Genomic DNA, 26,409 nt, shown 5'->3' on the forward strand with positions numbered 1-26,409 from the left:
CTTTGTCAATGCTTTACCATTCCATTGCCAAGACCCGACCTTCGGAGTGCCCGCACCGTGACCAGCCTCGCCCTCGGCCCGTCCTGGCTCGATCCGACCACCCTGATCTCCACCTTCGGCCTGATCGGCATCCTGGCCATCGTCTTCGCCGAGTCCGGCCTGCTGATCGGCTTCTTCCTGCCGGGTGACTCGCTGCTGTTCACCACCGGCCTGCTGGTGGCCGGCGGCACCTACCTGCACCAGCCGCTCTGGCTGGTCTGCGCGCTGATCGTGGTCGCCGCGGTGGCCGGGGACCAGGTCGGCTACCTCTTCGGCCGCAAGGTCGGCCCGAGCCTGTTCCGCCGCCCCGACTCCCGGGTCTTCAAGCAGGAGAACGTGGAGAAGGCCGCCGCCTTCTTCGACCGGCACGGGCCCAAGGCGATCGTGCTGGCCCGCTTCGTGCCGATCGTGCGCACCTTCACCCCGATCGTGGCCGGGGTGAGCAGGATGAACTACCGCGGCTTCGTGGTGTTCAACCTGGTCGGCGGCGTGCTGTGGGGCGGCGGGGTCACCGTGCTCGGCTACTTCCTGGGGCAGATCCCGTTCGTCCGGGACAACATCGAGGCCATCCTGGTCGGCATCGTGCTGGTCTCGGTGATCCCGGTGGCGGTCGAGCTGCTGCGGGCACGCCGCTCCGGTGCGGCCGCCGCCGATCGGCACCGCGCCGGGTAGGCGTCCGCCGCTCCGGCCACGGGACGCCGCGTACATGTGCGTCGGGCTGTTCGATCAGGCAAGGTGTAACCCGAGATCGAGCGGTGGCCGGCGGCCGCCAGGGGCGGCAAGGAGTGGAAGTGCCTAAGCGGGGCCGACCGGGTGCGGGCAAGCGGGCGAGGGGAGGCCGGGCGGCCCGACAGCCGCGGCAGGCGTCCCCGAAGCCGGTGCACCCCGCCGACGCCCCGCCCACCGAGGGCCTGCTCGGCCACCCCGCCCCGGTGGTCGAGCCCACCACCGTCGTGCCGCTCGTGCCGCCCGTCCCGGAGACCAGGGGCCTGCTGGCCCCGGAGCCCGAGCGGGTGTCCGAGCCGGTGCCCGCGTCCGTGGCCGGGCGGGTCGAGGCCGGGCGGGTCGAGGACGAGCGCCCGGTCCGCCGCCGCTCGGTCGCCGAGGACACCCTCACCCCCGAGGAGTGGCGGGCGGCCGGCTACACCCCGCCCACCGGCATCCCGGTCCCGGACCTGACCGCCGGCGCCCCCGGCGAGGCGCCCTGGCCGGACCGGATGCGCACCCTGCTGCGCACCCCGATGTCCGAGCGCCCCGCCTTCGAGCGCACCGCCCGCGAGATGCACCCCTCCGCGGCCGTCACCCGCAACGTCCCGCGCATCCTCGACCTGACGCTGCGCATCGGCGAGCTGCTGCTGGCCAGCGGCGAGGCCGCCGAGGACGTCGAGGCGGCGATGCTCGGCATCGCGCACGCCTACCGGCTGGACCGCTGCGAGCCGCAGGTCACCTTCACCCTGATCGGCATCTCGTACCAGCCCTCGCTGGTCGAGCCGCCGGTCACCGCCGACCGCGTGGTGCGCCGCCGCACCTCCGACTACACCCGGCTCGACGCGGTGTACGCGCTGGTCGCGGACATCACCGCGGAGCAGGTGACGGTCAACGACGCCTACCGCCGGCTCGCGGCGATGCGCCGCAACCGGCACCCGTACCCGGCCTGGTTCCTCGCCCTGACCACCGGCCTGCTGGCCGGCGCGGCGACCTTCCTGGTCGGCGGGAAGATCGACGACAAGGCCTGGCTGGTCTTCGCGAGCGCCTTCGTCGCGGCCGTCCTCGGCGACCGGCTGGCCTCCGCCCTGGCCAAGCGCCGGCTGCCGGAGTTCTACCAGTTCGTGGCGGCCGCGATGCCGGCCGCGGCCTCCGGCATCATCCTCTCGCTCAACGACTGGGGCCTGCGCGGCTCGGTCGTGATCACCGGCGGCCTGTTCGCCCTGCTGCCCGGGCGCGCCCTGGTCGCCGCCGTGCAGGACGGCCTGACCGGCTTCTACATCACCGCCGCGGCCCGTCTGCTGGAAGTGGTCTACCTGGTCGCGGGCATCGTGATCGGGGTGATGGTGATCCTCTACCTGGGGGTCGGCTTCGAGGCGAACCTGCGCCCGGACGAGAGCCTGGTGGGCGTCAACTACCCGCCGGTCCAGATGGTCGCCGCGATGCTGTTGACCCTGGCCTTCGCGACGCTGCTCCAGACCGACCGCCGGACGCTGGCCCTGGTCACCGTCAACAGCGGCATCGGCTGGGCCAGCTACGGCGCGCTGGTGTACAACGCGGGCGTCAACCCGATCGCGGCGACCGGTGTGGCGGCCGGCCTGGTCGGCCTGTTCGGCCAGCTGATGGCGCGCTACCGCAACGGTTCGGCGCTGCCGTACGTGACCGCCGCGATCGGCCCGCTGATGCCAGGATCGGCGCTCTACCTCGGGATGCTCGCCTTCGCCCAGGGGCACTCCAGCGCCGGTCTGGTGTCGGTCTTCCGGGCGGCGGCGATCGCGATGGCGCTGGCGGTCGGGGTGAACCTCGGCGGGGAGATCGCCCGGCTGTTCCTGAAGCTGCCGGTCGGCGCCGAGCGCCCGTCGCTCTACCCGGTCATGCCCCGCCGGGCGGCCAAGCGCACCCGGGGCTTCTGACCGGACGGCGACCCGGTGTTGGGGGAGACGTGGGCCCCGGGCCACGTCACGGCAGGCAGGACGCAGGACCAGGAACGAAGGTAAGACCCATGACGACACTGCTGGACGGCTACCGCGAGCACATCGTCGCCGCGCACAAGCAACCGCTGTTCCTGCTGCTGGTCGGATTCATCACCTCCTTCGTCTTCATCCGGTTCAGCGTCCGGATGATCCGCGCCCAGGTGCGCTGGTGGCCGGGCAACGTGACCCCGGGCGGCCTGCACATCCACCACATGGTGTTCGGCCTGGGCTTCCTGCTGCTCGGCGGCATCGGGGTGTTCGCCACCTACGGCGGGCACCCGTGGATCGACTGGTTCGGGCTGGCCTTCGGCATCGGCTGCGGCCTGGTGCTGGACGAGTTCGCGCTGATCCTGCACCTGGACGACGTGTACTGGAGCGAACAGGGCCGCAAGTCGGTGGACGCGGTGATCTTCGGCATCCTGTTCACCTCCCTGCTGCTGGTCGGGTACGTGCCGCTCGGCGTGGTGCCCGGCGAGGAGACCAGGTGGGGGCTGATCACGATCATCTCGGTGAACTCGCTGGCCTCGGTGGTCACCCTGCTCAAGGGCAAGGTGTGGACCGGCCTGCTCGGGATCATGGTCCCCGGCCTGTCCTGGATCGGGGCGATCCGGCTGGCCCGCCCGAGCAGCCCCTGGGCCCGCTGGCGGTACGCCACGCGCCCCCGGCGCCGGGCGCGTGCGCTGCGGCGTGAGCGCCTGCTGCACCGGCGCGCGGACCGGGCCCGCACCTGGCTCTTCGACCTGATCGCCGGGGCCCCCGACAAGGTGCCCGCCAACCACCCGGCCGCGCACCGGGTGGCCGAGCGGATGGCCGCCCGGGCCAGCGCCCACCTCGACGCGCACGCCGCCCGGGCGCTGGCCCGCCGTCAGGCCCGACTGGCCGACCGCCGCTCGGCGGCAGCCGCCGGGACGGCGGGGCGGGCCCCGGGTGCGGCGGACCCGGCGGTCGGGCCCGGTCCGGACCGCTCCCGCCTGGCGCAGCAGCGTCGCCGTACCGTCCGGGCGGGGCGCAGCCGGGCCTTCGCCGTCGGTCCGACCGGGCTGGAGAGCCGGCCCGCGCGGCACCCCAGGCTGCGGACGCACACCCGCCGGATCGGCCGGTAGTCCGTCCGGCCGCCGCCCGCTCTCGTCCGCCCTTCGCGGCCCGCCTCGGGCGCCTGCTCGGAGCCGACATTTGGTCAGATCATCTGATCGTCACCCGACCGGCGGAGCACTTTTCCAGGTGTGAAGCCTGCCGGAATTGAGAACATGAGCGTCATGTGACCGTTCTGTCACGTGATGGGATGATTCATCGGACTCCCCGCCACCACCGGGCCGCCGGGCCGTCGCCCGCCCGCCCCGATGCCGCGCACCGTCCGACGCCGTCCCCTCCGGACCCGTCAGAAGGGATGATGTCGCGTGGCTCGCAGGCTCCTGCCGACCCTCCTGTTGTCCCTCACCGCACTGCTCGGACTGCTTCCCGCCGCCCAGGCCGCCCCCGCGCTCGGCGAACCCGTCACCGGTGTACCGGCGGTCGGCCGGCCCGCGGACGAGGAGCCGTACCCGACCACCGAGGAGATCGACCGGGCCCGGGCCGAGGCCGAGCGCAAGGCCTCCTCGGCCGCCGCCCTGGAGGCCGCCCTCACCGCCGCCCGGGCCGAGCTGGACCGGGCCGGGCGCACCGCCGAACAGGCCGTCGAGGCCTACAACGGCGCCCAGCTCGCCCTCGCCCGGGCCCGCGCCGAGGAGGCCGCCGCCGCACAGCGCGCCGCGGCCGCCGAGACCGAGCGGGTGGCCGCCGCAGAGGACGCGGCCCGGCTCGCGGCCGAGACCTACCGGCAGGGCGCGGGCGCCGAACTGTCCGCCCTCAACGCCCTGCTCGGCGCCCACGGCCCGCGCGAGGCGGGCGAGCGCGCCGCCGCGGTCGGCCAGGTCAGCGAGCGCACCCGGCAGATCCTGGACGCCGCCACCTCCACGGCCGCCGCCGCCCGCCGCGCCTCCGCCGAGGCCCGGGCCGCCACCGGGGCCGCCGGGAAGGCCGCCGCCGAGGTCGGCGCGGCCAAGGCCCGGGCCGAACAGCGGCTGGCCGCCCAGCAGAGCGAGGTGGCCGCCGCCGGGCAGCGCCGCGAGCAGCTGCTCGTCGAACTGGCCGCCGCCCGGAACACCACCGTCGAGCTGGAACGCCGGCGCCGCGAGGCCCTGGAGGCGATCGCCGCCCGCGAGGCCGAGGCCGCCGCCCGCGCCGCCGCCGAACAGGCCGCCCGGGAAGCCGAGGCCGCGGCGGCGGCAGAGGCGGCAGCGGCCGCCGCTGCCAGGGCCCAGGCCCCGCCCCCCGCCCGTCCGTGGTCCGCCGAGGGCGCGGCCGCCGCCATCGCCTTCGCCAAGTCCAAGATCGGCCTGCCCTACGTCTGGGGCGGCGAGGGCCCGGGCGGCTACGACTGCTCCGGGCTGACGATGATGGCCTGGCGCGAGGGCGGCCGACAGCTCAACCACTTCGCCGCCGACCAGTACGCCCAGAGCACCCCGATCGGCTACCGCCAGCTGCGCCCGGGTGACCTGGTCTTCTGGACCGACACCGGCCGCGCCGCCGACATCTACCACGTCGGGCTCTACATCGGCGACGACCAGATGATCGAGGCCCCGCGGGCCGGCATGCCGGTCAAGCAGGCCAGCCTCTGGATCATGGGCACCCCGAACTTCTACGCCCGCCCCTGACCCCCGGGCCGGTGGGCGCCGGTCAGCACCTCGACGGGGGCGGTCGGCACCACCCCCTCGGCGGCGGCCACGAGGCCGGGGTCGAGCGTGACCAGGGCGTCCGCCTGGAGCCGGGTCAGCGCGAGGTACTCGGCGTCCGGGGTGTCCGGCAGGCCGAGCCGCTCGGCGATCCGCCAGGCGGTGGCCTGCAGGACGCGGTCGCCGAGCAGCCGGATCCGCAGCGCCCGCACCGCGTCGAGCGCGCGTTCGGCGTCCCGCTCGGCCAACTCGCCCCGCCGGACGGCCCCGTAGAGGAGCGACAGCAGCTGCGAGCGCAGCAGGGTCGGGGCCGGCAGCTGGTGCCCGGCGGGGGCCGCGGCCCCGTCCCGGACCAGGTGGAGGGCCACCTCCGGAGTGATCACGTACGTGGCCATGGCGGTGGCGGCCTCCTCGGGGCGCGGGGATCGCCGACCAGTCAACTCCGGCGGGCGCCGCCGATGGTGGACGCCACGAGGACCGCCGTGAAGGCCGTCATGAAGGCCGCCGCTCCGGCGGGCTACCGGTCGGCCAGGTCGGCCAGGGCCTGGCGGCTGTCGCGCAGCCGCACGACGGTCCAGCCCCAGGCGGCGGCGAACGGGAGCGACACGAGGAACACGGCGAGCGCGCCGCCGATCCGCCCGATCATCTCGGAGTCGCAGGCCTCCGCCATGTGGAAGCCGGTCGGCTCGTAGAAGGCCGGTGTGCCGCAGATCCCCGCGGCCGGGAGGAAGACCAGCCACAGTGCCCAGAGCCAGCCGGCCACGGTCAGCCCGCCGACCAGCTTCGCCGCCAGCGACCAGCTCTCGTAGTCCTTCAGCCGGCGGACGTACTGGTCCTCCATGGTTCCCCCCGAAATCGGATCGTTTGTGCCTGAACCGGCACGAGGATGCCAGGTCGGGCCGCCGGGACGCCACTGTCGGCGGGTCGCGCTAGCGTGGCCGCCGGACCGGCACTGAGGAGGCGTCATGCGGCTGCGGGATGTTCGGGCGGGGGACGTCGAGGCGTACGTCCGGATGCGGTGCGACCCGGTGATGATGGCCGAGCTGGGCGGGCCGCTGCCCCGGGAGAAGGTGGAGGCGCGGCTGCGCAAGGACCTGGCCGAGGTGGCCGCGGACGGCGCCTGGATCAGGATGATCGTGCCGGACGGCGCCGGGGGCGACGAGGCCGCGGGCGTCGTCACGCTCTGGTCGGACGAGGAGGACGGCGTGCCGGTCTCCGAGATCGGCTGGATGGTGCTGCCCGAGTACCAGGGCCGCGGCCTCGCCAAGGCGGCCGTCCGCCTGGTGCTGGACGCCGCCGCCGAGGACGGCCGCTGGGGCGAGGTGCACGCCAACCCGGGGACGGCCAACGGGCCGTCCAACGGGATCTGCCGGGCGCTCGGCTTCCGGCTGCTCGGCGAGCGGGACCTGGACTTCGCGGACCGCGTCCTGCGGACCAACCACTGGGTGGTGGTGCCGGGCGAGCACACCGGGTCGCGCACGGAATAAATCGGATGCCGCCCCCGAAAGGCCGCCGTACGGTGGCCCCATGGGCAACAGCAACGATCACGCGGCCGTCGACACCGTGAGCGGGCTCCAGGTCCGGGCCGTCTCGGTGGACGAGGTCGCGGAGTGGAACCGGGCGCTCAACTTCGGCTTCCTGCGCCCCGAGGTGGCCGTCGCGGAGGACCTGCGCCGCCGTTACTGGGAGCCCGGCCGGATGCTGGCCGGCTTCGACGGCGAGCGCCAGATCGCCACCTTCCGCAGCTTCGACACCGAACTGACCGTCCCGGGCGGGGCCGTCGTGCCGGCCGACGCCATCACCAACGTCGCGGTCACCGCCACCCACCGCCGTCGCGGCCTGCTCAGCGCGATGATGCGGCGGGACCTCGCGGCCGCCGCCGAGCGCGGCAGCGCGGTCGCGATCCTGGCCGCCGCCGAGTACAACATCTACGGCCGCTTCGGCTTCGGCCCGGCCACCCAGGGCGCCGGCTGGAACATCGAGCTGCGCCGCACCCGCGGTCTGCGCGAGGGCCTGCCGGGCGTCCCCGGCGGCCGGACCGACTTCGTGACCATGGCGGAGCTGCGCGAGCTGGGAGCAGACCTGCACGAGCGCTGGCGGCGCACCCAGCCGGGGGCGATCGAGCGCGACACGCTCTGGTGGGAGCGCACCTCCGGCGAGGTGCGGGCGCCGGGCGACGAGTTCAAGGAGCCCTTCGCCGCCGTCCACCGGGACGCCGCCGGGGAGGTCACCGGCCTGGTGCTCTACCGGATCGCCAACAAGTGGGACGGCGCCTACCCCGACTGCAAGCTCACCGTGAGCGAGTTCATCGCCCTCGACCTGCCCACCGCCGTCGAACTGTGGCGCCTGGTGCTGTCGGTCGACTGGGTGTCCCGGGTCGAGGTGCCCAAGCTCGCCCCGGACGACCCGCTGCCGCTGCTGCTCCAGGACCCTCGCGCGGCCACCCCGCACGAGGGCAACGGGGACCTCGTGTGGCTGAGGGTGCTGGACGTCGAGGCCGCGTTCGGCGCCCGGAGCTACGGCGCCCCCGGCCGGGTGGTGCTGGAGGTCGACGACAGGCTCGGCTACGCCTCCGGCCGTTGGGCGCTGGAGACGGCCGAGGACGGCACCGGCCGCTGCGTCCGGACCACGGACGACGCCGACCTCGCGCTCGGCGCCTCGGAGTTGGGCTCGCTCTACCTGGGCGCGGAGACGGCGTCGAGGCTGGCCGCGGCCGCCCTGCTCACCGAACTGCGCCCGGGCGCGGCCGCCGCCGCCGACCTGCTGCTGCGCACCCCGCTGCGGGCCTGGACGCCGACCGAGTTCTGATCCCGCGCACACGCCGGAGGCCGACCCGTTCGCGGGCCGGCCTCCGGCGTTGTCGCGGGTGCTACTTGACCGCCGCCTTGCCGATGGTGGGCAGGATGAAGTCCTGGATCAGGCCCTTGGCGTCGCGGACGATCGGCCGGAAGACCCGGTAGCGGGACAGGTTGATCATCCGCGCCGCGAGCGGCGTCGAGCGCCGGACGAACTCCCTGGTCCGCTCGGTGTCCGGGGTGCGGTCGAAGACCCAGTACAGCACCACGATCATCAGGTAGAGCCAGAGCACGTCCGGCAGCAGCTCGACCAGTTCGGCGTCCAGCTTGGGCGCCAGCTCCGAGCCCTGGAGGACGTCGCGGAACAGCTCGACCGCCGTCGCCCGGGCCGGGTGGGACTCGTTGGAGAACGGGCTCAGCGAGCTGGTCGGGTCGGCGGCGGTGCGGAAGAACTGCGCGGAGAACTCGTGGTACGGCGCGGCCGTGTCGAGCCAGGAGTCCAGCGCGATCCGCAGCCGCTCGGAGAAGTCCGGGGTGTGGGCCATCCGGCGCCTGGCGTCGGCCGCGTGCTCGTAGGTCATCCGGTCGTAGAACCCCTGGATCAGGAATTCCTTCGCCGAGAAGTAGTAGTAGGCGTTGCCCACCGAGACGCCGGCCTCGGTGGCGATGGCGCGCATGGTGGTCTTCTCGTAGCCCCGTTCCTGGAACAGCCGCATGGCCGTCTCCAGGATCAGGGCACGGGTCGCCTCACTCTTGTCGGTCTTCGGCTGGGCCCGGCCGCCGGGCAGGGGCCCGCCCTCCGGTGCGGGGCCGCCCTCCGGTCCGGGCACGGCCGGAGCCCCGGCCGTGCCGTTCCCGCCGTCCGTTCGGTTCGTCGCTGCCAGGTCGTCCACGAGGACGAGCCTAGCCGGAGACGACGTTCCATCCGGTGTCGGTGTTCGTGGCACCGGATGCCCCCTCCGCACCCGGTACCACGATGACCCCCCGAATTTCGAACGCGTTCAAAAGCTGAGTGGAACTGTAGACGCTTCGGTTGAACATGTTCAACTCCATCTCTGTGGGAGGCTGGTCACATGATCAGTTCAGGACAGATCGTCATTCGGCGCGGCGGAGTGCGGGACGCCGAGGCCGTCGCCGAGCTGCACGCCCACAGCTGGCGCACCACCTACCGGGGGATCGTCCCGGAGGAGGGGCTGGGCGACGGGATGGCGGCCCAGCGGCGCGAGCTGTGGGAACTGCGCCTGGACGCCGACTACGGGGAGCCGGAGAACACGCCCGAGCTCCTGATCGCCGAACGGGCCGGTGCGGTGGTCGGGTTCATCTACCTCGTCCCGCAGCCGGACGGCGGGGTGCTGATCGACAACCTGCACGTGCGCCCCGGCCTGAACGGTGGCGGCATCGGCCGCGAGCTGCTGACCGCGGGCCGCGCCCATGTCGCCGAGCGGCACCCCGGGGCCGCACTCTCCCTGGAGGTGCTGCGGGACAACACCCGCGCGATCGCCTTCTACGAGCGCGAGGGTGCCGAGCGGGTCCGGGCGCAGGAGGGGGAGTTCCCCGGCGGATTCCTGCTGCCCGAGTACGTGTACGCCTGGCCGGCCGAGCGCGTGGCGACCGGGGCCGACCGGCCGGAGCCGGTGGACCAGTAGGAACGGACCGATGGGAACGGATCAGTAGGAACGGACCGGTGGACGTGGAAGCGGCGCCGGAGCGGCCTGGTCAGTCGAAGTCGTAGACCGTCACCGGGACGCCCCGGTCAGTCAGCCGGGCGGTGACCAGCGGCTCGACCCGCTCCCAGCGCCCGCCCGCCAGACCGCAGCCGATCCGCGGCATGTGGACGGAGGCGCCGAGCCGGAGCGCGTGCCCGCCCAGCGCGTCCAGCCCGGTGTCGATCGCCTCGTACCGCACGGGCACCCCGGTGGAGCGCCCCGTCCGGATGCCGCGCTGGCCGACCAGGTTGGCCACCCAGACGTGCGGATCGACCCGCACCAGCTGGACGGCGCCGAGCCCGAAGTCGTTCGTCGCCCGCTCCCGGTGCCAGCGCCGGTACGCCGCCTCCGGCTCGGGCCAGCGTCTGGAGAGCGCGAGCACGAAGCCCTTGCCCCAGCCGCCGAGGTCGTTGCAGACGTGCGCGATCACCTTCACGCCCTTGCCGTGCGGCGTGGTGGCATCGCCTCGGACGTAGGTGATTTCCTCCATGCCTCGACGTTAGAGGGAGGCACTGACAATCCGCTCGGAATTATCCGCGGCCGCCGAACCCGCCGCACCTGATGCACCGTCCGAGGTGCCACCGGTCGTCGCTGCCCCCGGCGTCGCCAGGTGCCGCCGTCCCGCCAGCGCGATCAGCAGCGCGAGCCCGGCGGCCGCGGCGGGCAGGGCGTAGCCGGTGCCCGGAGCGGCCCGCTCGGCGACCGCCCCGGCGAGCGCCGCCCCCGCCGAGATGCCGACCACGATGCCGGACACCGCCATCGCCATCCCCTCGTTGAACTGCCGCCGCGGCAGCAGCTCCTGGACCAGCGTCATTCCCGTCACCATGGTCGGCGCGGTGGCGGTGCCGGCCGCGAACAGCGCCACGCCGAGCAGTCCGAGCCCGGCCCCGCCCAGTCCGGCGGCGAGCGGCAGCAGCAGCACCGCGACCATCGCCGTGGCGCCGAGCAGGAAGCGCGGGCCCGGCGCCCGACGCGGGGCCAGCAGTCCGAACAGCAGCCCCGCCAGGCAGGAGCCGGCCGCGACCAGGGCCAGCAGCAGGCCGGCCGACGCCTTGTGGCCGAGCGCGTCGGCGTACGCCACGGTGGTGATCTCGGTCGCGCCGAAGACCATGCCGGTCGCCAGGAAGGTCAGCACCAGCACCCGCAGCCCGGGCACCCGCAGCGGGGAACCGGCCGAGTCGGCCGAGCCGACAGAGCCGGCCGAGACGGGCGGCGGCAGCGGCGGTTCGGTGCGCCGCTGGGCGGCGAACAGCAGGGCGCCGGTGGTGCCGAGGGCGCCGGCGGTGACCAGTCCGGCCTCCGGGGCGAACGTGGTGCAGAGCACCATCGCGAGCACCGGTCCGGCCATGAAGCAGAGTTCGTCCAGCGCCTGCTCGAAGGAGTTGGCCAGGTGCCGGGCGGCCGGGTCGTCCCGGTGCAGGTGCGCCCAGCGGGAGCGGGCCATGCCGCCGAGGTTGGGTGCCGCCGCCCAGGCCGCGGAGCAGAGGAGGAGCGTCCAGTCGGGTGCGCCGAGCCGGACGCAGAGCAGCAGGCCGGTCAGCGGAACGGCGTTGTACAGCGCGGCCGGTACCGTCACCCGCGCCTGCCCGTACCGGTCCACCAGCCGTCCGATCAGCGGCATCCCGATCGCGCCGGTGACCAGCCCGGTCGCCGAGACCGCCCCGGCCAGCCCGTACGAGCCGCGCCGTTCGGAGAGCAGCACCACCAGTGCGACGCCGTTCATCGACAGCGCCAGCCGGCCGAGCAGTCCGGTCAGGGTGAAGGCGACGGCGCCGGGGGCCGCGAACAGCCGTCGGTAGGAGGTGAGGAGGGCGCGCGAGGGCATCGGGCTCCTGTGAGCAGGTGGGAAGGGGGTGCCCCCAGCCTGGTGCCGGCGGCGGGCGGCCGTCCAACACCTGTTTCGCCGCACTCACAACACCCTGTTGTTAATCTGCCGCCCATGCCCCGTGACCTGCACCCCCGTCTGCTCCGCGGCTTCGTCGCGACCGCCGAGACCCTGCACTTCGGCCGGGCCGCCGAGCGGCTGCACACCGCCCAGCAGGCGCTCAGCCGGGACGTCCGGACCCTGGAGGGGCTGCTCGGCGACGCGCTGTTCACCCGAACCACCCGCAGCGTCGAACTCACCCCGGCCGGGCGGCGGTTGCTGCCCCGGGCGCGCCGGTTCCTCGCCCTGCACGACGAGATCCTCGCCGAGGCGGCGACCGGGGCCGGGGCCGCCGCCCGGCCGCTGCTGCTCGACCTCAACAGCGACGTCAACGGCCCGGACCTCGCCGCCGACCGGGTGCTCGAACGGGCCCGCGCCGCCTGGCCGGAGGGCGAACTGCTGGCCCGCTTCCACGGCGGGCTGGCCGCGGCCGCCGCCGAGCTCCTGGCCCACCGGCTGGACGCCTCCTTCGGGCGCTTCGCCGGACTGCCCGCCCCGGTGCGCGGTCAACTCGTCCAGCTGCCGGTGCGGTTGGAGCGGGTCTCGGTGATGATGGCGGACACCCATCCGCTGGCCGGCCGCGCCGCCCTGCGCCTGTCGGACCTGGTCGGGCACCCCGTCGACGTCTGCGTGGGCAATCCGGCCACCACCGAGTGGGCCGACCTCGGCACCCGGCTGCTGCGCGAGCACGGCCTGACGGCGGCCGCGCCGTACGCGCCGCCGGTCGGCGTGGACGAGACCGCCCGCTACCTGGTCCGGCACGGCGATCCGATGCTGACCACGGTCGGCGGTCCGCGGATGCCGGGGACGGTGAACGTGCCGCTGGTGGAGCCGGTGCCGCTGACCCTGGTCAGCCTGGTGCACCGGCCCGGCGAGCGTCACCCGGGGCTGCGGGCGCTGGCCGCGGCGGCGGACGAGCTCGGCGCGGCCGAGGGCTGGCTGCGCCGCCCGCCGGGCAGCTGGCTCCCCGCGGCGGACGCGGCGCTGCTGCCCCCGGGGTAGGCGAAAACCGCCCCTGCCCCCGGGGGGAGGGGCAGGGACGGTGCTCAGGGGGCGGCCCGCGACGGGGCGAGGCCGGCCGCGACGGGGGCGACCCGCGACGGGGACGGCCGGCTCAGGCCGCCTTGACGGCGGAGATCTCGAAGCTGAGCTTGACCTTCTCGCCGATCAGCACGCCGCCGGTCTCCAGCGCGGCGTTGTAGGTCAGGCCGAACTCGGTGCGGTCGAGGACGGCCTTGCCCTCGAAGCCGACCCGGTCGGCGCCGTACGCGTCGGTGGCGCTGCCGGTGTACTCCAGGTCGAGCACGACCGGGCGGGTGGTGCCCTTGATGGTGAGGTCGCCGGTCATCCGGTACGAGTCGCCGCCGACCAGCTGGGCGGAGGTGCTGCGGAAGCGGATCTCCGGGTGGGCGTCGGCAGCGAAGAAGTCGCCGGTGCGCAGGTGCTCGTCGCGCTGGGCCTGGTTGGTGTCGACGCTCGCGACCTTGATCACCAGCTCGGCCGTGGAGTTGCCCGGGTGGGTCCCGTCCAGGTGCAGCGCGCCGTCGTACTCGGTGAAGCGGCCCTTGACGTTGGTGACCATCGCGTGGCGGACCGAGAAGCCGATCTCGCTGTGCGTGGTGTCGATCGTCCAGTCGCCGGTCAGGTGGGCGAGGTCCGGGCCGGCCGGGGTCCGGACGGCGGCCGCGGCGGGGGCGGTGACGGTCTTGGTGCGGTTGAACAGGCCCATGGCTTCCTCCTTGGTTCGAAGCCAGTTGTTTAGGCTTCAACTTGTTGGCTCCAGCGTAGGACAACTTCGTTCAACTTTCAACCATGGCGTCCGGGCTTCCCCCGAACGGCTCAGCGGACCGGTCCTGTCGGCCCTCCCGGCTAGGCTGCGAAGGACGGTTCCCACCCCGCCCGGAAGGCCCCCGATGTTCGTCCTGCACGCGCTCTGGCGGGCGGACGGGCGGCTGGCGCTCTGGGCCGAGGACGCCCGCGCCCACCCCGGCGCCCCCGAGCCGTACCCCGACCGGCCCGCCCCGCGCGCCCACCCCTACGCCTGCCCGGCCGGCGAGCTGGCCGCCGTGCTCGGCGGCATCGGCCCGGGCCTCGGCTGGCTCGCCGGCCAGGCCCCCGAGCGCTGGGCCACCCTGCTGCTGCCCACCGTCGGCACCGCCCCCGCGCCCTCGCCCGACCTGCCGGTCACCCCGCCGCGCGGCGGCGCCGTGCTCACCCCCTGGCGCGTGCCGGCACTGCTCTTCGACGCCGGGGCCGCCGCCCAGCTGCTCGGCGAGGTCTTCGACCCGGTCTGGGCCGTCACCGGCACCGACCTGCCCGGCGCCGGACGGGTCGAGGTGGTCCACGGCCCCTCGCTGCGCTGGCTCACCGGGGTGCACGACCTCGCCTGGCGGACGGTCGGCCGGGGCCGGGTGCTGCCGCTGCCCGTGACCGCCGCCGACGGCCGGCCGCGGGCCCGGTGGCGGCCCGACCCCACCCCGGCCGGGCGCCGCGAGGCCGCCGCCCTGGCCGCCGGCTGCCCGCCCGTCCTGCTGGGGGAGTGGCCGCACGGCCCCGGCAGCGGCGAGGCGCTGCTGGGCGCCGCCCTGGGCGCGCTGGTGGACGCCGAGGCCCGCGCCGCGCTGGCGGACACCCCCTTCCCCGCGCCGGGGGAGGCGGTCGCCGAGCGCTGGCTGCACGCCCTCACCACCCCCGACGGCGCGATCGACGGCGCCCCGGCCGGGGAGGTCGCCGAACTGCGCCGCCGGCTCGGCGCCTGGTACGCCGCCGCCGAGCCCGTCGACCCGGCGCTGCGGCTCTGCTTCCGCCTGGTCGAGCCGCTCGGCCCCGACGCGGACGACCCCGAGGGCCGCCCCTCCGACGACGCCTGGCGGCTGGAGTTCCTGCTCCAGGCCGTGGACGAGCCCTCCCTGCTGGTCCGCGCCGCCGACCTGCACGAGGGCGGCGCCGCCCACGCCGCGCTCGCCCGCAAGGCCGCCGACCCGGTCGACGTCCTGGTCGCCGAACTCGCCCGCGCCGCCCACCGCTGGCCCGCCCTGGACGGGCTGCGCCACCGCTCCCGCCCGTCCGCCCTGCCGCTCGACCGGGCCGGTGCGCTGGACTTCCTGCGCACCGCCGCGCCCGCCCTCGCCGAGGGCGGCTTCGGGGTGCTGCTGCCCGCCTGGTGGCGCCGCCGCCCCCGGCTCGGGCTCGCCCTGCGCGCCACCACCCCGCCCGCGCCCGGCACCCTCGCGGTCACCAGCCAGGTGGACCGGGACGCCGTGGTCGCCTTCCGGTGGCAGGCCGCGCTCGGCCCGGAGGGGGAGCCGCTCACCGAGCGCGAACTGGCCGAACTCGCCGCCGCCAAGCAGGGGTTGGTCCGGGTGCGCGGCACCTGGCTGGAGGCCGACCCGGCCCAGATCGCCGCCGCCCTCGCCTTCCTCGCCGACCGGCGCGACGGCGTGCTCGCCGCCACCGAACTGCTCCGGCTCGCCCTCGACCCGGACGCGACGGTCGCCGGGCTGCCGGTCACCTCGGTGCGCGCGGACGGCCCGCTCGGCGACCTGCTCGCCGGGCGGGGCGGCGGCGCGGTGGCGCCGGAGCTGCCGCCGGACTTCCGGGCCGAGCTGCGCCCGTACCAGGAGCGCGGGCTGGCCTGGCTGCGGACCATGTCCGGGCTCGGCCTCGGCGCCGTGCTGGCGGACGACATGGGCCTCGGTAAGACCGTCCAGACGCTCGCCCTGCTGGCTGCGGAGAAGGCCTCCGAGAAGGTCCCCGGGCGGGCCTCCGGGAAGGTCCCCGGGAGGGCCTCCGGGAAGGCCTCCGAACGGCCCGGTGACGCCGCCGGCCCGACCCTGCTGGTCTGCCCGATGTCCCTGGTCGGCAACTGGCAGCGCGAGGCCGAGCGCTTCGCCCCCGGCCTGCGGCGGTACGTCCACCACGGGGCCGGCCGCCTCGGCGCGGAGCAACTCGCCGAAGCCGTAGGGGGCGTGGACCTGGTCATCACCACCTACGGGCTGGTCCAGCGCGACCTCGCCGCCCTGCGCGCGATCCGCTGGCGCCGGGTGGTCGCCGACGAGGCCCAGCACATCAAGAACACCGGCACCGCGCAGTCCCGGGCGATCCGGTCGCTGCCCGTCACCCGGCACCGGATCGCCCTCACCGGCACCCCGGTGGAGAACCGGCTCGCCGAACTGCACGCCGTCCTGGACTTCGCCAACCCCGGCCTGCTCGGCCCGGCCGAGCGCTTCAAGGAGCGCTACGCGATCCCGGTCGAGCTGCACCGCAACCCCGAGCGCACCGCCGAACTCCTGCGCCGCACCGCCCCGTTCGTGCTGCGCCGGGTCAAGTCCGACCCGGCGGTGGCGGCCGAGCTGCCCGCCAAGCAGGAGATGACCGTCTGGTGCAACCTCACCGCCGAGCAGGCCGGCCTCTACCAGGCCGTGGTCGCCGACCTGCTGCGGCGGGTCGAGGGCATCCGGGGCGTGGAGCGGCGCGGCACGGTGCTGGCCTCGATCGGCAAGCTCAAGCAGGTCTGCAACCACCCGGCCCAACTGCTGCACGACGGTTCGGCGGTGGCCGGGCGTTCGGGCAAGGTCGCCCGGCTGGCCGAACTGCTGGAGGAGGCGCTGGCGGAGGGCGACCGGACGCTGGTCTTCACCCAGTACGCCGAGTTCGGCGCGATGCTCCGCCCGTACCTGGAGCGCAGGCTCGGCGAGGAGGTGCTCTACCTGCACGGCGGCCTGGCCCGGGCGCGCCGCGAGGAGCTGGTCGACCGCTTCCAGTCCCCGGACGGGCCACGGGTGTTCCTGCTCTCGCTGCGGGCCGGTGGCACCGGCCTCAACCTGACCGCCGCCAACCAGGTGATCCACCTGGACCGCTGGTGGAACCCGGCGGTCGAGGAGCAGGCCACCGACCGCGCCTTCCGGATCGGCCAGCGCCGGGACGTCCAGGTCCGCCGACTGGTCTGCGTCGGCACCGTCGAGGAGCGGATCGACGAACTTCTCACCGCCAAACGCTCGTTGGCCGAGGCGGTGGTGGGGGAGGGGGAGCGCTGGCTCACCGACCTGCCGGTCGACGCGCTGCGCGAACTGGTCGCCCTCACCCGGGAGGACGCCGTGGCCGAGGAGGACGTGTGACCGGCCCTGGCACCGAGGAGGACGCGTGACCAACGAACCGAGACCGCCCGTGGTCAACGTCGCCGCCTACTGGCGCGGCGACTTCACCCTGAGCCCCGCCCCGGCGGAGGAGGAGGACGGCCCGGACGAGCCCTCGCTGCGCCGCCTCGGCCGCTCCGGCATCACCGCGTACGGCCGCGACCTCTCCGCCGTGCTGGCCCCCGCCTACGAGGCCTTCCGGAGCTGAGCGCGACGACTACCGTGCGGTAGCGTCGCGCGGGTGACCGACACCCACGAGACCGGGCCGGCCGTTGAAGCCGGGCAGACCAGCGCGACCGGGCCGACCGACCCCCGGCTGGCCGACTTCGAGCGGCACCGGCGGACGGTCTTCGGCATCGCCTACCGGATGCTCGGCAGCGTCGCCGACGCCGAGGACCTGGTCCAGGACACCTGGCTGCGCTGGAGCGGCGTCACCGGCCCGGTCGCCAGTCCCGGCGGCTTCCTGGCCCGTACGGTCACCAACCTCGCCCTCAACAAGCTGGACTCGGCCGCCGTCCGCCGCGAGTCCTACGTCGGCCCCTGGCTGCCCGAGCCGCTGGTCGCCGAGCCGGACGCGACCGACGGCGTCGAGCGGGCCGAGACCGTCTCGGTCGCCCTGCTGGTGGTCCTGGAGAGCCTGTCCCCGCTGGAGCGGGCGGTGTTCGTGCTCAAGGAGGCCTTCGGCTTCTCCTACCAGGAGATCGCCGAGGCCCTGGACCGCACCGAGGCCGCCTGCCGCCAGGTCGGCAGCCGGGCCCGGGCGCACGTGCGCGCCCGCCGGCCGCGCTACGACGCCCCGCCCGAGCTGCGCCGCCGCGCCACCGACGAGTTCCTGGCGGCCTGCGTCGGCGGCGACCTCAACCGGATGCTGGAACTGCTCGCCCCCGACGTCACCAGCTGGACGGACGGCGGCGGGGTGATCAGCGCCGCGCTGCGGCCGGTCACCGGCGCCGACAACGTCGCCCGCTTCGTCCTCGGGGTGCTCCGCCGGCTGGGCGAGGGGGCCGGTGTCCGTCCGGTGCTGGTCAACGGCGTGCCCGGCGTGCTGGTCACCGTGGACGGCGTGGTCGACTCCGTCACCGTCTTCGAGTTCGCCGAGCAGCCCGACGGCGCCGTGCGGATCTCCGAGATCCGGGCGGTCCGCAACCCGCACAAGCTGGCCCACCTGGCCGGCCCGGCCCCCGCTCCCGGCGCCGACGGCAGCGCCGACCGCTCCGGCCCGGCTTGACCCTCGACCAGGTCGAGCCCGCAGAGTCACCGGCATGGAGAGCGAGCTGCACAGCATCGGCGAACTGGCCCGCGCCAGCGGCCTGGGCGTCGGTACCCTGCGCTACTACGACGGCGCCGAGGTGCTCACCCCCGCCTGGGTGGACCCGCAGACCGGCTACCGCTGGTACCGGCCCGGCCAGCTCGCCGACGCCCGGCTGCTGGCCCGGCTGCGCCGGGTCGGCCTGCCGCTGGCCGGCATCCGCGCCGTGCTCGGCGCCGCGCCCGGCAGCGGCGAGGCCCGGCAGGTGCTCGACGCACACCTGCGCCGACTGGAGGACGGCCTCGCCGACGCCCGCCGCGAGCTCTCCCTGATCCACGCGATGATCGACCAGAGGGAGCAGCCGATGACCACCACCCCCGCCGGACTCCGGCTTACCGTCCCGGCCGAGGAGCTCGCGGCCGCCCTGGACGCGGTCCGCTTCGCGGTCTGCGGGCGCCCGGAGCTGCCCGCGCTCGCCGGCGTGCTCTTCGAACCGGACGGACCGGTGCTGCGCCTGGTCGCCACCGACCGCTACCGGATGGCCTTCGCCGAGGTGCCCGCCACCGGCGACACGCCCGAACGGCCGGTGGCCGGCACCGTCGTCCCGACCGCGCTGGTGGACGCGCTGCGCGCACTGCTCGGCGCGGGCCCGGCCGAGGTGGCGCTCACCCTCGGGGACGGACCGGTCCGGGCCGAGGTCGGGGAGCACCGCATCGAGGGCGTCGCGTTGGACGTCGACTACCCCGACCACCGGGCTGTCACCCGGCTCGAACCGGAGCACCGGATCACCCTGTCCGCCGCCGAACTGCGCGCCGCCGTCGAGACCGGCGCCACCCGCACCCTGCCCTCCGGCCCGGACGGCGCCGACTGCGAGGTCACCGTCCTGACCCTGGCCGGGGACGGAAGCCTGACGGTCGCCGACGACCCGGCCCCCGAGGGCTACCGACTGGCCGTCAACCGGGACTTCCTGCTCGACGCCCTCGACGCCGGGCGGCCCGGACAGCTGCTCCTCGAACTCGGCGGCCCGATCGCCCCGTTGGCCGTCCGCACCCCCGGGCGGGCGGGCACCTTCTCGGTCCTGATGCCCGTCCGGCTGCCCGAGTCCGCCTGACCGCCTGACGGCCGCGGCCTGACCGGCCTGACCGGCCGGGCCTGCGCGGGCTCTGGAAGGATCACCGCATGAGCCCGCACCCCGATCCCCGCGCCTCCGAGGTCCACGTCCCGGCTCCCGGCGGCGGCCGGCTGTGGGCGGAGCGCCGCGGCACCGGCAGCCCGGTGGTCCTGCTGCACGGCTCCGGCATGGACTCCCGGCTGTGGGACGCCGTCGCCCCGGCGCTCTCCCGGCGCCACGACGTGATCCGCTACGACGCCCGCGGCCTCGGCCGGTCCGACGCGCCGGAGCGGGCCTTCGACGACGTCGCGGACCTGCTCGCCGTCCTGGACCGCTTCGGTCTGCGCCGCGCCGCGCTGGTCGGCCTGAGCATGGGCGGGGAGACCGCGCTGGACTTCGCCCTCGCCCACCCCGGCCGGGTCGCCGCGCTCGGCCTGGTCGGTGCCTCGGTCAGCGGCCACGACTGGCCGCCGTCCCCGGAGACCACCGCCTACGCCGAGGCCCGGCGCCGGGGCGACACGGCGGCGCTGGCCGAGCTGGAGCTCTCCGTCTGGGCCGCCATGGGCCGCGACGCGCCGGGCGGCGAGCTGGTCGCGACGATGGTCGAGGAGAACGCGGCCCGCCGGATCGTCAGCGAGCACCACCTCGCGGGCGCGCCGGCCCGGGCGGCCGAACCGCTCCTCGGCACCGTCACCGCGCCCACCCTGGTCGTCCACGGCGACCGCGACCATCCGGAGATCGCGGCGATCGCCCGGCGGCTCGCCGCCGACATCCCCGGCGCCCGCGGCCACCTCGTCCCGGACGCCGACCACTACCTCCCGCTGCGCACCCCCGAACGGCTCATCGAGCTCCTCCTCGCCCACCTGGCCTGACCCCCGGCCCCGGCCCGCCCACCCGGCCGGCCTCCCGGCAGGGCCCGTTTGCTGCCGCTAGCACCCTGCTTGCATTTGCAAGCAGGGTGTTGCAGGCTGTCCGCATGGCCTCACTGAACGTCGGCTCGCTGGGCGAGTACATCCGCGAGCAGCGCCGCAACGCCCAGTACTCGCTGCGGCAGCTGGCGGAGGCCGCCGGCGTGTCCAACCCGTACCTCAGCCAGATCGAGCGCGGGCTGCGCAAGCCGAGCGCGGAGATCCTCCAGCAGATCGCCAAGGCGCTGCGGATCTCGGCGGAGACGCTGTACGTCCAGGCCGGGATCCTGGAGGAGCGGCGGGGCGAGGGCCTGGAGCTGCGGGCCTCGATCCTGGCCGATCCGCTGATCAACGAGCAGCAGAAGCAGGCGCTGCTCGCGGTCTACGACGCCTTCCTCAAGGAGAACGCGTCGTCGGCTCCCAAGCCGACGGCCGACGGCCCAGCCACCCAGAACACCCACCGGGAGGACCGGTAACCATGCCCATCACCGACGAGATCAAGAAGACCCTCGGCGACCCGACCCCGCTGTACGCCCTGGCCGGCGCCGGGGACCTCGCGTACGAGAAGCTGCGCGAGGTGCCGGGCCGGGTCGAGGCGCTGGCGGCGGACCGCAAGGGTGCGCAGGAGAAGGCGACCGCCAGGCTCCAGGAGGCGCAGTCGCTGCTGACCGGGGCGCAGGCCAAGGTCACCGAGACCGTCACCACCCTGCCGACCGACCTCAAGGCCCTGCAGGAGCGGGCCCAGGGCTTCGCCCTGCAGCAGGTGGCCCGCGCGGTCGAGCTGGCGGTGAAGGCCAAGGAGACGTACGACGAGCTGGCCGAGCGCGGCAAGGTCGTGGTGGACAAGGCCCGCCCGGGCACGCCGGACGAGGCCGAGCGGCCCGAGCCGGCCGCGGAGCTGGTCGAGGCCGAGCCGGTGGCGGAGGTCGCGGAGGTCGTGGAGGTCTCGGAGCTCGCGGAGGTCGACGCCGAGCCCGCCCCGAAGAGGTCCGCGCGGGCCCGCAAGGGCGCCGCCGACGCCGCGGAGTGACCCGGGGCGTGTCCGACACGTCCCCGTACCCCGTGGGGCACATCCGGTGACCACGGGACGTTGAGCCCGTCGCGGACGGTCGTCGTGCCAGGATGGGCAGCGGTCGCAGCGCCGGAGTCGAGAGCAGAGGAGATCGAAATGGTCGGAGTGTTGCAGATTCTGGCCTTTTCCTACCTGAACCCGATCTGGTGGGCGACCATCGCCATCCTCGCCTACAAGCTGTTCGCCCTGGCCGACGCGGTCACCCGCCGGGAGGACGCCTACCGGGCGGCCGACAAGAAGACCAAGGGCTTCTGGGTGGCGATCCTGGCGATCTCCTTCGGCTGGGACTTCCTGTTCGGGGTGAACTTCTTCACCGGCATCGGCACCCTGGCCGGCCTGGTCGCCTCGATCGTCTACGTGGTGGACGTCCGCCCGGCTATCCGGGCGCTGACCGGCGGCAGCGGCGGCCGGGGCGGTCGGAGCAACACCGGGCCGTACGGCCCCTGGTAGGAGCGGCAGCCGACAACGCGACGGCCCGGACGGGGAGTTCACCCGCCCGGGCCGTCGCGTTGTCCGCCCTCGTTCTTCGTCGACCGCTTCCGCGCCCGTTCGCGCGTCCCTCGGCCGGGGATCAGCCGAGGATCAGCTGCACCGGGTTGCGCTCCAGCAGCAGCACCGCGACGTCGTCGGTCAGCGCGCCGCCGTTCAGCTCCTCGACCTCGGCGATGGCGCTGTCGATCAGCCGCCCCCGGGTCAGTCCGGCGGCCTGGTGGTCGCCGATCAGGTCCGCGAGCCCGTCCTGGCCCAGCCGGCGCGATCCGGCCCCGACCCGGCCCTCGATCAGTCCGTCGGTGTAGAGCAACAGCCGCCAGCCGGCCCGCAGTTCGACCTCGTGGGCGGGCCAGGCGGACTGCCCGTCGTGGCACGGCAGCAGGCCGAGCGCGGGCCCGGCGAGGTCGGCGGGCAGGGTGATCGGCTCGTGGTCCCGGCCGAGCAGCAGCGGCGCCGGGTGCCCGGCGAGGTAGAGCCGGGCCCGCTCGCCGGTGCCGAGCGAGTCGAGGCCGCTGCCGGGGCCGCCGGGCTCGATGACCAGCATGCAGAGCGTCGCGAAGATCTCGTCGCTGCGCCGTTCGTGCTCCAGCACGTGCTGGAGGGTGGTGAGCAGGGTCTCGCCGGTGAGGCCCGCGAAGACCAGGGTGCGCCACGCTATCCGGAGCGCGACGCCGAGCGCGGCCTCGTCCGGGCCGTGGCCGCAGACGTCGCCGATCACGACGTGGACGGCGCCGTCGTCGGTGCGCACGGCGTCGTAGAAGTCGCCGCCGAGCAGTGCGCGGCGGCGGCCGGGGCGGTAGCGCCGGGTGAAGGAGAGCCCGGCGCCGTCGAGCAGCGGGGTGGGGAGCAGGTGGCGCTGGAGGCGGGCGTTCTCCTGGCCGCGCAACTCGGCCTCGACCAGGCGGCGCTGGGACTCGTCGGCGCGCTTGCGCTCGACGGCGTAGCGCAGGGCGCGGGCGAGCAGCGGGCCGTCCGTCTCGTGCTTGAGCAGGAAGTCCTGGGCGCCGGCGGCGACGGCGGCCGCGCCGAGTTCGGCCCCGGCGGCGTCGGTGAGCACCACGACCGGGGTGTGCGGGGCCCGGCGGAGCAGCTCGTGCAGGCCCTCCAGCCCGTCCGAGGAGTCGGTCGGGTGCGGCAGGTCGGCGGGCGCGGCGAGGTCGAGCAGCACGCAGCCGAACTCGGGGGTGCGGGAGCGCCCGCGCCGGGCCCAGTTCACGGGCGGGGCGAGCAGTTCGGTGGCCTGGTCCAGGCCGCGGGCCCAGTGGATCTCGATCGAGGTGCCGCTGTCGGCCACCGCCGCCTTGATCAGCTGGGCGTCCGAGGCGTCGTCCTCGATGACCAGCAGCCGCAGCGGGGCGCCGTCGGCCGGTCCGTCCGCCGCCGGGCCGCCCGGGTCGGAGATGTGGGACGGGTGGGAGGCGTGCGCGGCCCGCGAGCGGGGGTGGGGTATCGGGGGAGCCGCCGAGGCCGGTCCGGTCGTGACGCGGCTTCGGGCATGACCGACGGGGGCGCCGTCATGGGCGCCCGGCAGGCCCGCGGCACCAGGTGCCCGCCCGTCTCCCGTTGCGGGCATCGGTGGTTCCTCCCTTTCCCCGACTGCGTAACGGTCGACGTCCGTCCGCAGTGCCCGCCTGGCACCGCGCGTCGGGGAACTTCTCGCGACCATAACGTGATCTCCGGGGATTTCTCTGGCCGACCGGCGCCGTTGTGGCTATTGCCACGCCGGTGGTGGTGTGGTGACTGGACTCGGACGAGCACCCGGGCTCCGTCGGGTGGCTGCCGGAAGGGCTGCCGGGCGGCTCCGGGAAAGGGGAGAGGGCGATGGTTGCGCGGATCACTCTGGTGGAGGGTGACATCACGGAACAGCCGGTGGACGTCGTGGTGAACGCCGCCAACTCGTCGTGGTGCACACCGTCGGGCCGGTGTACCGGGCGGAGGAGTACGAGGAGCGGGCGGGGCTGCTGCGGGCCCGGCGGGAGCTGTTCGGCCGGGGGGTCTGAGGGCGGGACCATCGTGGCGTGTCGGGGCGTCAACACGCCAGAGATATTCGATAACTCGTTCGAGTGAACGTATCGAATCGCTCACCGGCTCCCGGCGCGCACCGCCCGCACGGCGGCCACGACGGCCACGGCGGCTACGGCGCGAGCGCCGACCAGGGCACCGTGACCTCGCCCTGCCGCCACCGCCCGCGCGCGTCCACCAGCGGCCAGCTGCCCGCCAGCGCCGTGCAGGCCGCCACCCAGCGCTGCCGCGCCCCGAACGCCCCGTACGGCGCGGCCGCCGCCCAGGCCCGGTCGAAGTCGGCCAGGAAGGCGTGCACGGGCCGCCCCGGCACGTTGTGGTGGATCAGCGCCTTCGGCAGCCGCTCGGCCAGGTCGGAGGGCTGGCCCAGGCCGCCCAGCCGGGCCGCGAAGGTCACCGTCCGGGGCCCCTCCGGGCCGAGCGCGACCCAGACGTGCCGCCGCCCGATCTCGTCGCAGGTGCCCTCGACCAGCAGCCCGTCCGGGGCGAGCCGCGCGCACAGCCGCTCCCACACCCCGGCGACCGCCGCCTCGTCGTACTGCCGCAGCACGTTCGCGGCCCGGATCAGCTGGGCCGGCCCGCCGCCGTCCAGCGGCACCTCGAAGCCCCCGCGCCGGAAGGTGAGCAGCGGCGGCTCGGCGTACGGCAGTGCGGCGGCGACCCGCTCCGGCTCGATCTCGATCCCGACCACCCGGACGTCCGGCCGCACCGTGCGCAGCCGTCCGGCCAGTTCGACGGCGGTCCACGGCGCGGCGCCGTAGCCGAGGTCCACCGCGACCGGCGGCCGTCCGGCGGCGCGCAGCTCGCGGCCGAGGGTGTGGGCGATCCAGCGGTCCATCCGGCGCAGCCGGTTGGTGTTGGTGGTGCCCCGGGTGACCGTCCCGACCGGGCGCCCGGTCCGTCCGCGGGCGGGCGCGGCGGGAGCGGGGTCGAAGGAGGCAGCCATGCCCAGAAGGGTAGTCGGGTTGCCGACGGCACCGTGCTGACCTGGGGCGATGGCGGCCGTTCCGGCCGGTGGGCCGGGGCGGGAATGCCGGGCGCGGTCCGTGTGGTTGGCACCCTGATGGTGATGTGTGCCCGGACGGGGCTGCGCACACCGGACAACGGGCGGCCCGGCGCGGACCGCCTCGACGGGCCGCACAGAGGAGGCTTCAGCCAGGTGATCCAGCACCCCGTCCGTTCGGTACGCCGGGCCCAGCCCGCCGCCCCCGCGCGCGGCCGGCTCCAGTCGCTCGTCCCCGGTCGCCGCCGCCCGCGCCGGATAGCCATGCTGAGCGTCCACACCTCGCCGCTGCACCAGCCCGGCACCGGGGACGCCGGCGGGATGAACGTCTACATCGTGGAGCTGGCCAAGCGCCTGGCCGACCTCAACATCGAGGTCGAGGTGTTCACCCGGTCGATCTGCTCGGACGACGCGCCGACGGTCGAGCTGGCCCCGGGCGTGCTGGTCCGCCACGTCACCGCCGGTCCGTACGAGGGCCTGGTCAAGGAGGACCTGCCGGCCCAGCTGTGCGCCTTCACCCACGGGGTGCTGCGGACGGAGGCGGGCCACCGCCCCGGCCACTACGACCTGGTGCACTCGCACTACTGGCTCTCCGGGCAGGTCGGCTGGCTGGCCGCGCAGCGCTGGGGGGTGCCGCTGGTGCACACCATGCACACCATGGCGAAGGTCAAGAACGCCGCGCTGGCCGAGGGCGACACGCCCGAGCCCGCGGCCCGGGTGATCGGTGAGACCCAGGTGGTGGAGGCGGCCGACCGGCTGATCGCCAACACCACCGAGGAGGCCGCCGAGCTGGCGCTGCACTACGCCGCCCGGCCGGACCAGCTGGCCGTCGTGCACCCCGGGGTCAACCTGGACGTCTTCCGCCCCGGCGGGCCGCGGACGCCCGCCGCCGCGCGGGCCCGGCTGGGCCTGCCGCAGGACGCCGCGGTGCTGCTGTTCGCGGGCCGGATCCAGCCGCTGAAGGCCCCGGACGTGCTGCTGCGGGCGGTCGCCGCGCTGCTGGGCCGCCGCCCGGAGCTGCGCGAGCGCCTGGTGGTGCCGGTGGTCGGCGGGCCGTCCGGCACCGGGCTGGCCCGGCCGGAGAGCCTGCACAAGCTCGCCGCCCAGCTGGGCATCGGCGACGTGGTGCGGTTCCACCCGCCGGTCGGCCAGCCGGACCTCGCCGACTGGTACCGCGCGGCGTCGGCGCTGGTGATGCCCTCGTACAGCGAGTCCTTCGGGCTGGTCGCGCTGGAGGCGCAGGCCTGCGGCACCCCGGTGGTGGCGGCCTCGGTGGGCGGCCTGCCGGTCGCGGTGCGGGACGGCGAGACCGGCACCCTGGTGCAGGGCCACGACCCGCTGGACTGGTCGTACGCGCTGGAGCCGTACGTCACCGACCGGGGCCTCGCGGCCCGGCGCGGCGAGGCGGCGGCCCGGCACGCGTCCCGCTTCGGCTGGGACACGGCCGCGGCGACCACCGCCGAGGTGTACGCCGGGAGCATGGCCCGCCCGGCGGGCCGGCTGGCCGGGGTCCGTCGCCGACCGGCCTGAGCGGAGGCCCGGGCGGAAGCCCCGGGGTCGAGCG

Annotated in this window: 25 protein-coding genes; 17 read left to right on the forward strand and 8 right to left on the reverse strand. The window is 75.3% G+C overall.

Annotation, left to right across the window (positions count from 1 at the left end; genetic code table 11):
• The first annotated feature begins 57 nt into the window (after positions 1-57).
• The 4 genes from ACFVXH_RS11970 to ACFVXH_RS11985 all read left to right on the forward strand — a co-directional run bounded on the left by ACFVXH_RS11970 (position 58) and on the right by ACFVXH_RS11985 (position 5,410).
• On the forward strand, positions 58-711 hold the full coding sequence (locus ACFVXH_RS11970; RefSeq protein WP_049659017.1) for a DedA family protein: 654 nt from the start codon (positions 58-60) through the stop codon (positions 709-711).
• Positions 712-830: 119 nt separating this feature from the next.
• Positions 831-2,657 (forward strand): threonine/serine exporter ThrE family protein, encoded by a 1,827-nt coding sequence (locus ACFVXH_RS11975; protein ID WP_259316639.1) that lies wholly within the window; start codon positions 831-833, stop codon positions 2,655-2,657.
• A gap of 89 nt (positions 2,658-2,746) precedes the next feature.
• Positions 2,747-3,820, forward strand: coding sequence for a hypothetical protein (locus ACFVXH_RS11980; RefSeq protein ID WP_181970613.1), 1,074 nt, complete (start codon positions 2,747-2,749; stop codon positions 3,818-3,820).
• A 294-nt stretch (positions 3,821-4,114) separates the two neighbouring features.
• Entirely contained in the window at positions 4,115-5,410 is a 1,296-nt protein-coding gene (locus ACFVXH_RS11985) for a C40 family peptidase (protein ID WP_387822589.1), read from the forward strand.
• Here the strand turns inward: ACFVXH_RS11985 and ACFVXH_RS11990 are convergent.
• Positions 5,395-5,823 carry a type II toxin-antitoxin system VapC family toxin gene (locus ACFVXH_RS11990; RefSeq protein ID WP_387822592.1) on the reverse strand — a complete coding sequence of 143 codons (429 nt, stop codon included), beginning with the start codon at positions 5,821-5,823 and terminating at the stop codon, positions 5,395-5,397. The two genes, ACFVXH_RS11985 and ACFVXH_RS11990, sit on opposite strands and share 16 nt — an antisense overlap.
• A gap of 122 nt (positions 5,824-5,945) precedes the next feature.
• Positions 5,946-6,269 (reverse strand): hypothetical protein, encoded by a 324-nt coding sequence (locus tag ACFVXH_RS11995; protein ID WP_387822594.1) that lies wholly within the window; start codon positions 6,267-6,269, stop codon positions 5,946-5,948.
• Positions 6,270-6,393: 124 nt separating this feature from the next.
• Between ACFVXH_RS11995 and ACFVXH_RS12000 the strand changes: the two genes are divergently transcribed.
• Together ACFVXH_RS12000 and ACFVXH_RS12005 are read left to right on the forward strand one after the other, a co-directional pair.
• A complete protein-coding gene (locus ACFVXH_RS12000) occupies positions 6,394-6,915 on the forward strand; it encodes a GNAT family N-acetyltransferase (RefSeq protein WP_380745196.1) in 522 nt (173 codons plus the stop codon).
• 40 nt (positions 6,916-6,955) lie between these two features.
• Entirely contained in the window at positions 6,956-8,236 is a 1,281-nt protein-coding gene (locus ACFVXH_RS12005) for a GNAT family N-acetyltransferase (protein ID WP_117488441.1), read from the forward strand.
• A gap of 61 nt (positions 8,237-8,297) precedes the next feature.
• Here ACFVXH_RS12005 and ACFVXH_RS12010 read toward each other — a convergent pair whose 3' ends face one another.
• The gene (locus ACFVXH_RS12010) at positions 8,298-9,116 is read right to left on the reverse strand and encodes a TetR family transcriptional regulator (protein WP_375876611.1); all 819 of its coding nucleotides are present in this window, start codon (positions 9,114-9,116) and stop codon (positions 8,298-8,300) included.
• Positions 9,117-9,296: 180 nt separating this feature from the next.
• On the opposite strand from ACFVXH_RS12010, the gene ACFVXH_RS12015 reads away from it, so the two are divergent.
• A complete protein-coding gene (locus ACFVXH_RS12015; RefSeq protein WP_387822599.1) occupies positions 9,297-9,869 on the forward strand; it encodes a GNAT family N-acetyltransferase in 573 nt (190 codons plus the stop codon).
• A gap of 70 nt (positions 9,870-9,939) precedes the next feature.
• Here the strand turns inward: ACFVXH_RS12015 and ACFVXH_RS12020 are convergent, their stop codons facing one another.
• Both ACFVXH_RS12020 and ACFVXH_RS12025 read right to left on the reverse strand, forming a co-directional pair.
• Entirely contained in the window at positions 9,940-10,419 is a 480-nt protein-coding gene (locus ACFVXH_RS12020; protein ID WP_049658671.1) for a macro domain-containing protein, read from the reverse strand.
• 9 nt (positions 10,420-10,428) lie between these two features.
• On the reverse strand, positions 10,429-11,754 hold the full coding sequence (locus ACFVXH_RS12025) for an MFS transporter (protein ID WP_387822603.1): 1,326 nt from the start codon (positions 11,752-11,754) through the stop codon (positions 10,429-10,431).
• Between the two features lie 114 nt (positions 11,755-11,868).
• On the opposite strand from ACFVXH_RS12025, the gene ACFVXH_RS12030 reads away from it, so the two are divergent.
• Positions 11,869-12,855, forward strand: a complete 987-nt coding sequence (locus ACFVXH_RS12030; protein ID WP_375876609.1) for a LysR family transcriptional regulator — start codon at positions 11,869-11,871, stop codon at positions 12,853-12,855.
• A gap of 112 nt (positions 12,856-12,967) precedes the next feature.
• On the opposite strand, the gene ACFVXH_RS12035 is transcribed toward ACFVXH_RS12030, so the two are convergent.
• Entirely contained in the window at positions 12,968-13,582 is a 615-nt protein-coding gene (locus tag ACFVXH_RS12035; RefSeq protein ID WP_049661334.1) for a YceI family protein, read from the reverse strand.
• Positions 13,583-13,766: 184 nt separating this feature from the next.
• On the opposite strand from ACFVXH_RS12035, the gene ACFVXH_RS12040 reads away from it, so the two are divergent.
• From ACFVXH_RS12040 to ACFVXH_RS12075, 8 genes are all read left to right on the forward strand, one after another.
• Entirely contained in the window at positions 13,767-16,970 is a 3,204-nt protein-coding gene (locus ACFVXH_RS12040) for an SNF2-related protein (RefSeq protein WP_387822607.1), read from the forward strand.
• Between the two features lie 25 nt (positions 16,971-16,995).
• Entirely contained in the window at positions 16,996-17,196 is a 201-nt protein-coding gene (locus ACFVXH_RS12045) for a hypothetical protein (RefSeq protein ID WP_387822610.1), read from the forward strand.
• A 33-nt stretch (positions 17,197-17,229) separates the two neighbouring features.
• Complete coding sequence (locus tag ACFVXH_RS12050) at positions 17,230-18,216, forward strand: RNA polymerase sigma-70 factor (RefSeq protein WP_387822613.1); 987 nt, start codon at positions 17,230-17,232, stop codon at positions 18,214-18,216.
• A 34-nt stretch (positions 18,217-18,250) separates the two neighbouring features.
• Positions 18,251-19,348: a MerR family transcriptional regulator gene (locus ACFVXH_RS12055; protein ID WP_387822616.1), complete on the forward strand. Its 1,098-nt coding sequence runs from the start codon at positions 18,251-18,253 to the stop codon at positions 19,346-19,348.
• Positions 19,349-19,416: 68 nt separating this feature from the next.
• A complete protein-coding gene (locus ACFVXH_RS12060) occupies positions 19,417-20,220 on the forward strand; it encodes an alpha/beta fold hydrolase (RefSeq protein WP_387822619.1) in 804 nt (267 codons plus the stop codon).
• Between the two features lie 104 nt (positions 20,221-20,324).
• Complete coding sequence (locus ACFVXH_RS12065) at positions 20,325-20,732, forward strand: helix-turn-helix domain-containing protein (RefSeq protein ID WP_049654148.1); 408 nt, start codon at positions 20,325-20,327, stop codon at positions 20,730-20,732.
• Between the two features lie 2 nt (positions 20,733-20,734).
• A complete protein-coding gene (locus ACFVXH_RS12070) occupies positions 20,735-21,286 on the forward strand; it encodes a hypothetical protein (protein ID WP_387822622.1) in 552 nt (183 codons plus the stop codon).
• 138 nt (positions 21,287-21,424) lie between these two features.
• Complete coding sequence (locus tag ACFVXH_RS12075) at positions 21,425-21,778, forward strand: DUF2516 family protein (RefSeq protein WP_049654152.1); 354 nt, start codon at positions 21,425-21,427, stop codon at positions 21,776-21,778.
• 121 nt (positions 21,779-21,899) lie between these two features.
• Here the strand turns inward: ACFVXH_RS12075 and ACFVXH_RS12080 are convergent, their stop codons facing one another.
• Together ACFVXH_RS12080 and ACFVXH_RS12085 are read right to left on the reverse strand one after the other, a co-directional pair.
• Positions 21,900-23,393 carry a PP2C family protein-serine/threonine phosphatase gene (locus ACFVXH_RS12080; protein WP_049654153.1) on the reverse strand — a complete coding sequence of 498 codons (1,494 nt, stop codon included), beginning with the start codon at positions 23,391-23,393 and terminating at the stop codon, positions 21,900-21,902.
• 561 nt (positions 23,394-23,954) lie between these two features.
• Complete coding sequence (locus tag ACFVXH_RS12085; RefSeq protein WP_375876600.1) at positions 23,955-24,788, reverse strand: class I SAM-dependent methyltransferase; 834 nt, start codon at positions 24,786-24,788, stop codon at positions 23,955-23,957.
• Between the two features lie 216 nt (positions 24,789-25,004).
• Between ACFVXH_RS12085 and mshA the strand changes: the two genes are divergently transcribed.
• Positions 25,005-26,375, forward strand: a complete 1,371-nt coding sequence (gene mshA / locus ACFVXH_RS12090) for a D-inositol-3-phosphate glycosyltransferase (RefSeq protein WP_369808316.1) — start codon at positions 25,005-25,007, stop codon at positions 26,373-26,375.
• Positions 26,376-26,409 lie beyond the last annotated feature (34 nt).

The sequence above is a fragment of the Kitasatospora sp. NPDC058184 genome, from assembly GCF_042883725.1.
Taxonomy (GTDB): domain Bacteria; phylum Actinomycetota; class Actinomycetes; order Streptomycetales; family Streptomycetaceae; genus Kitasatospora.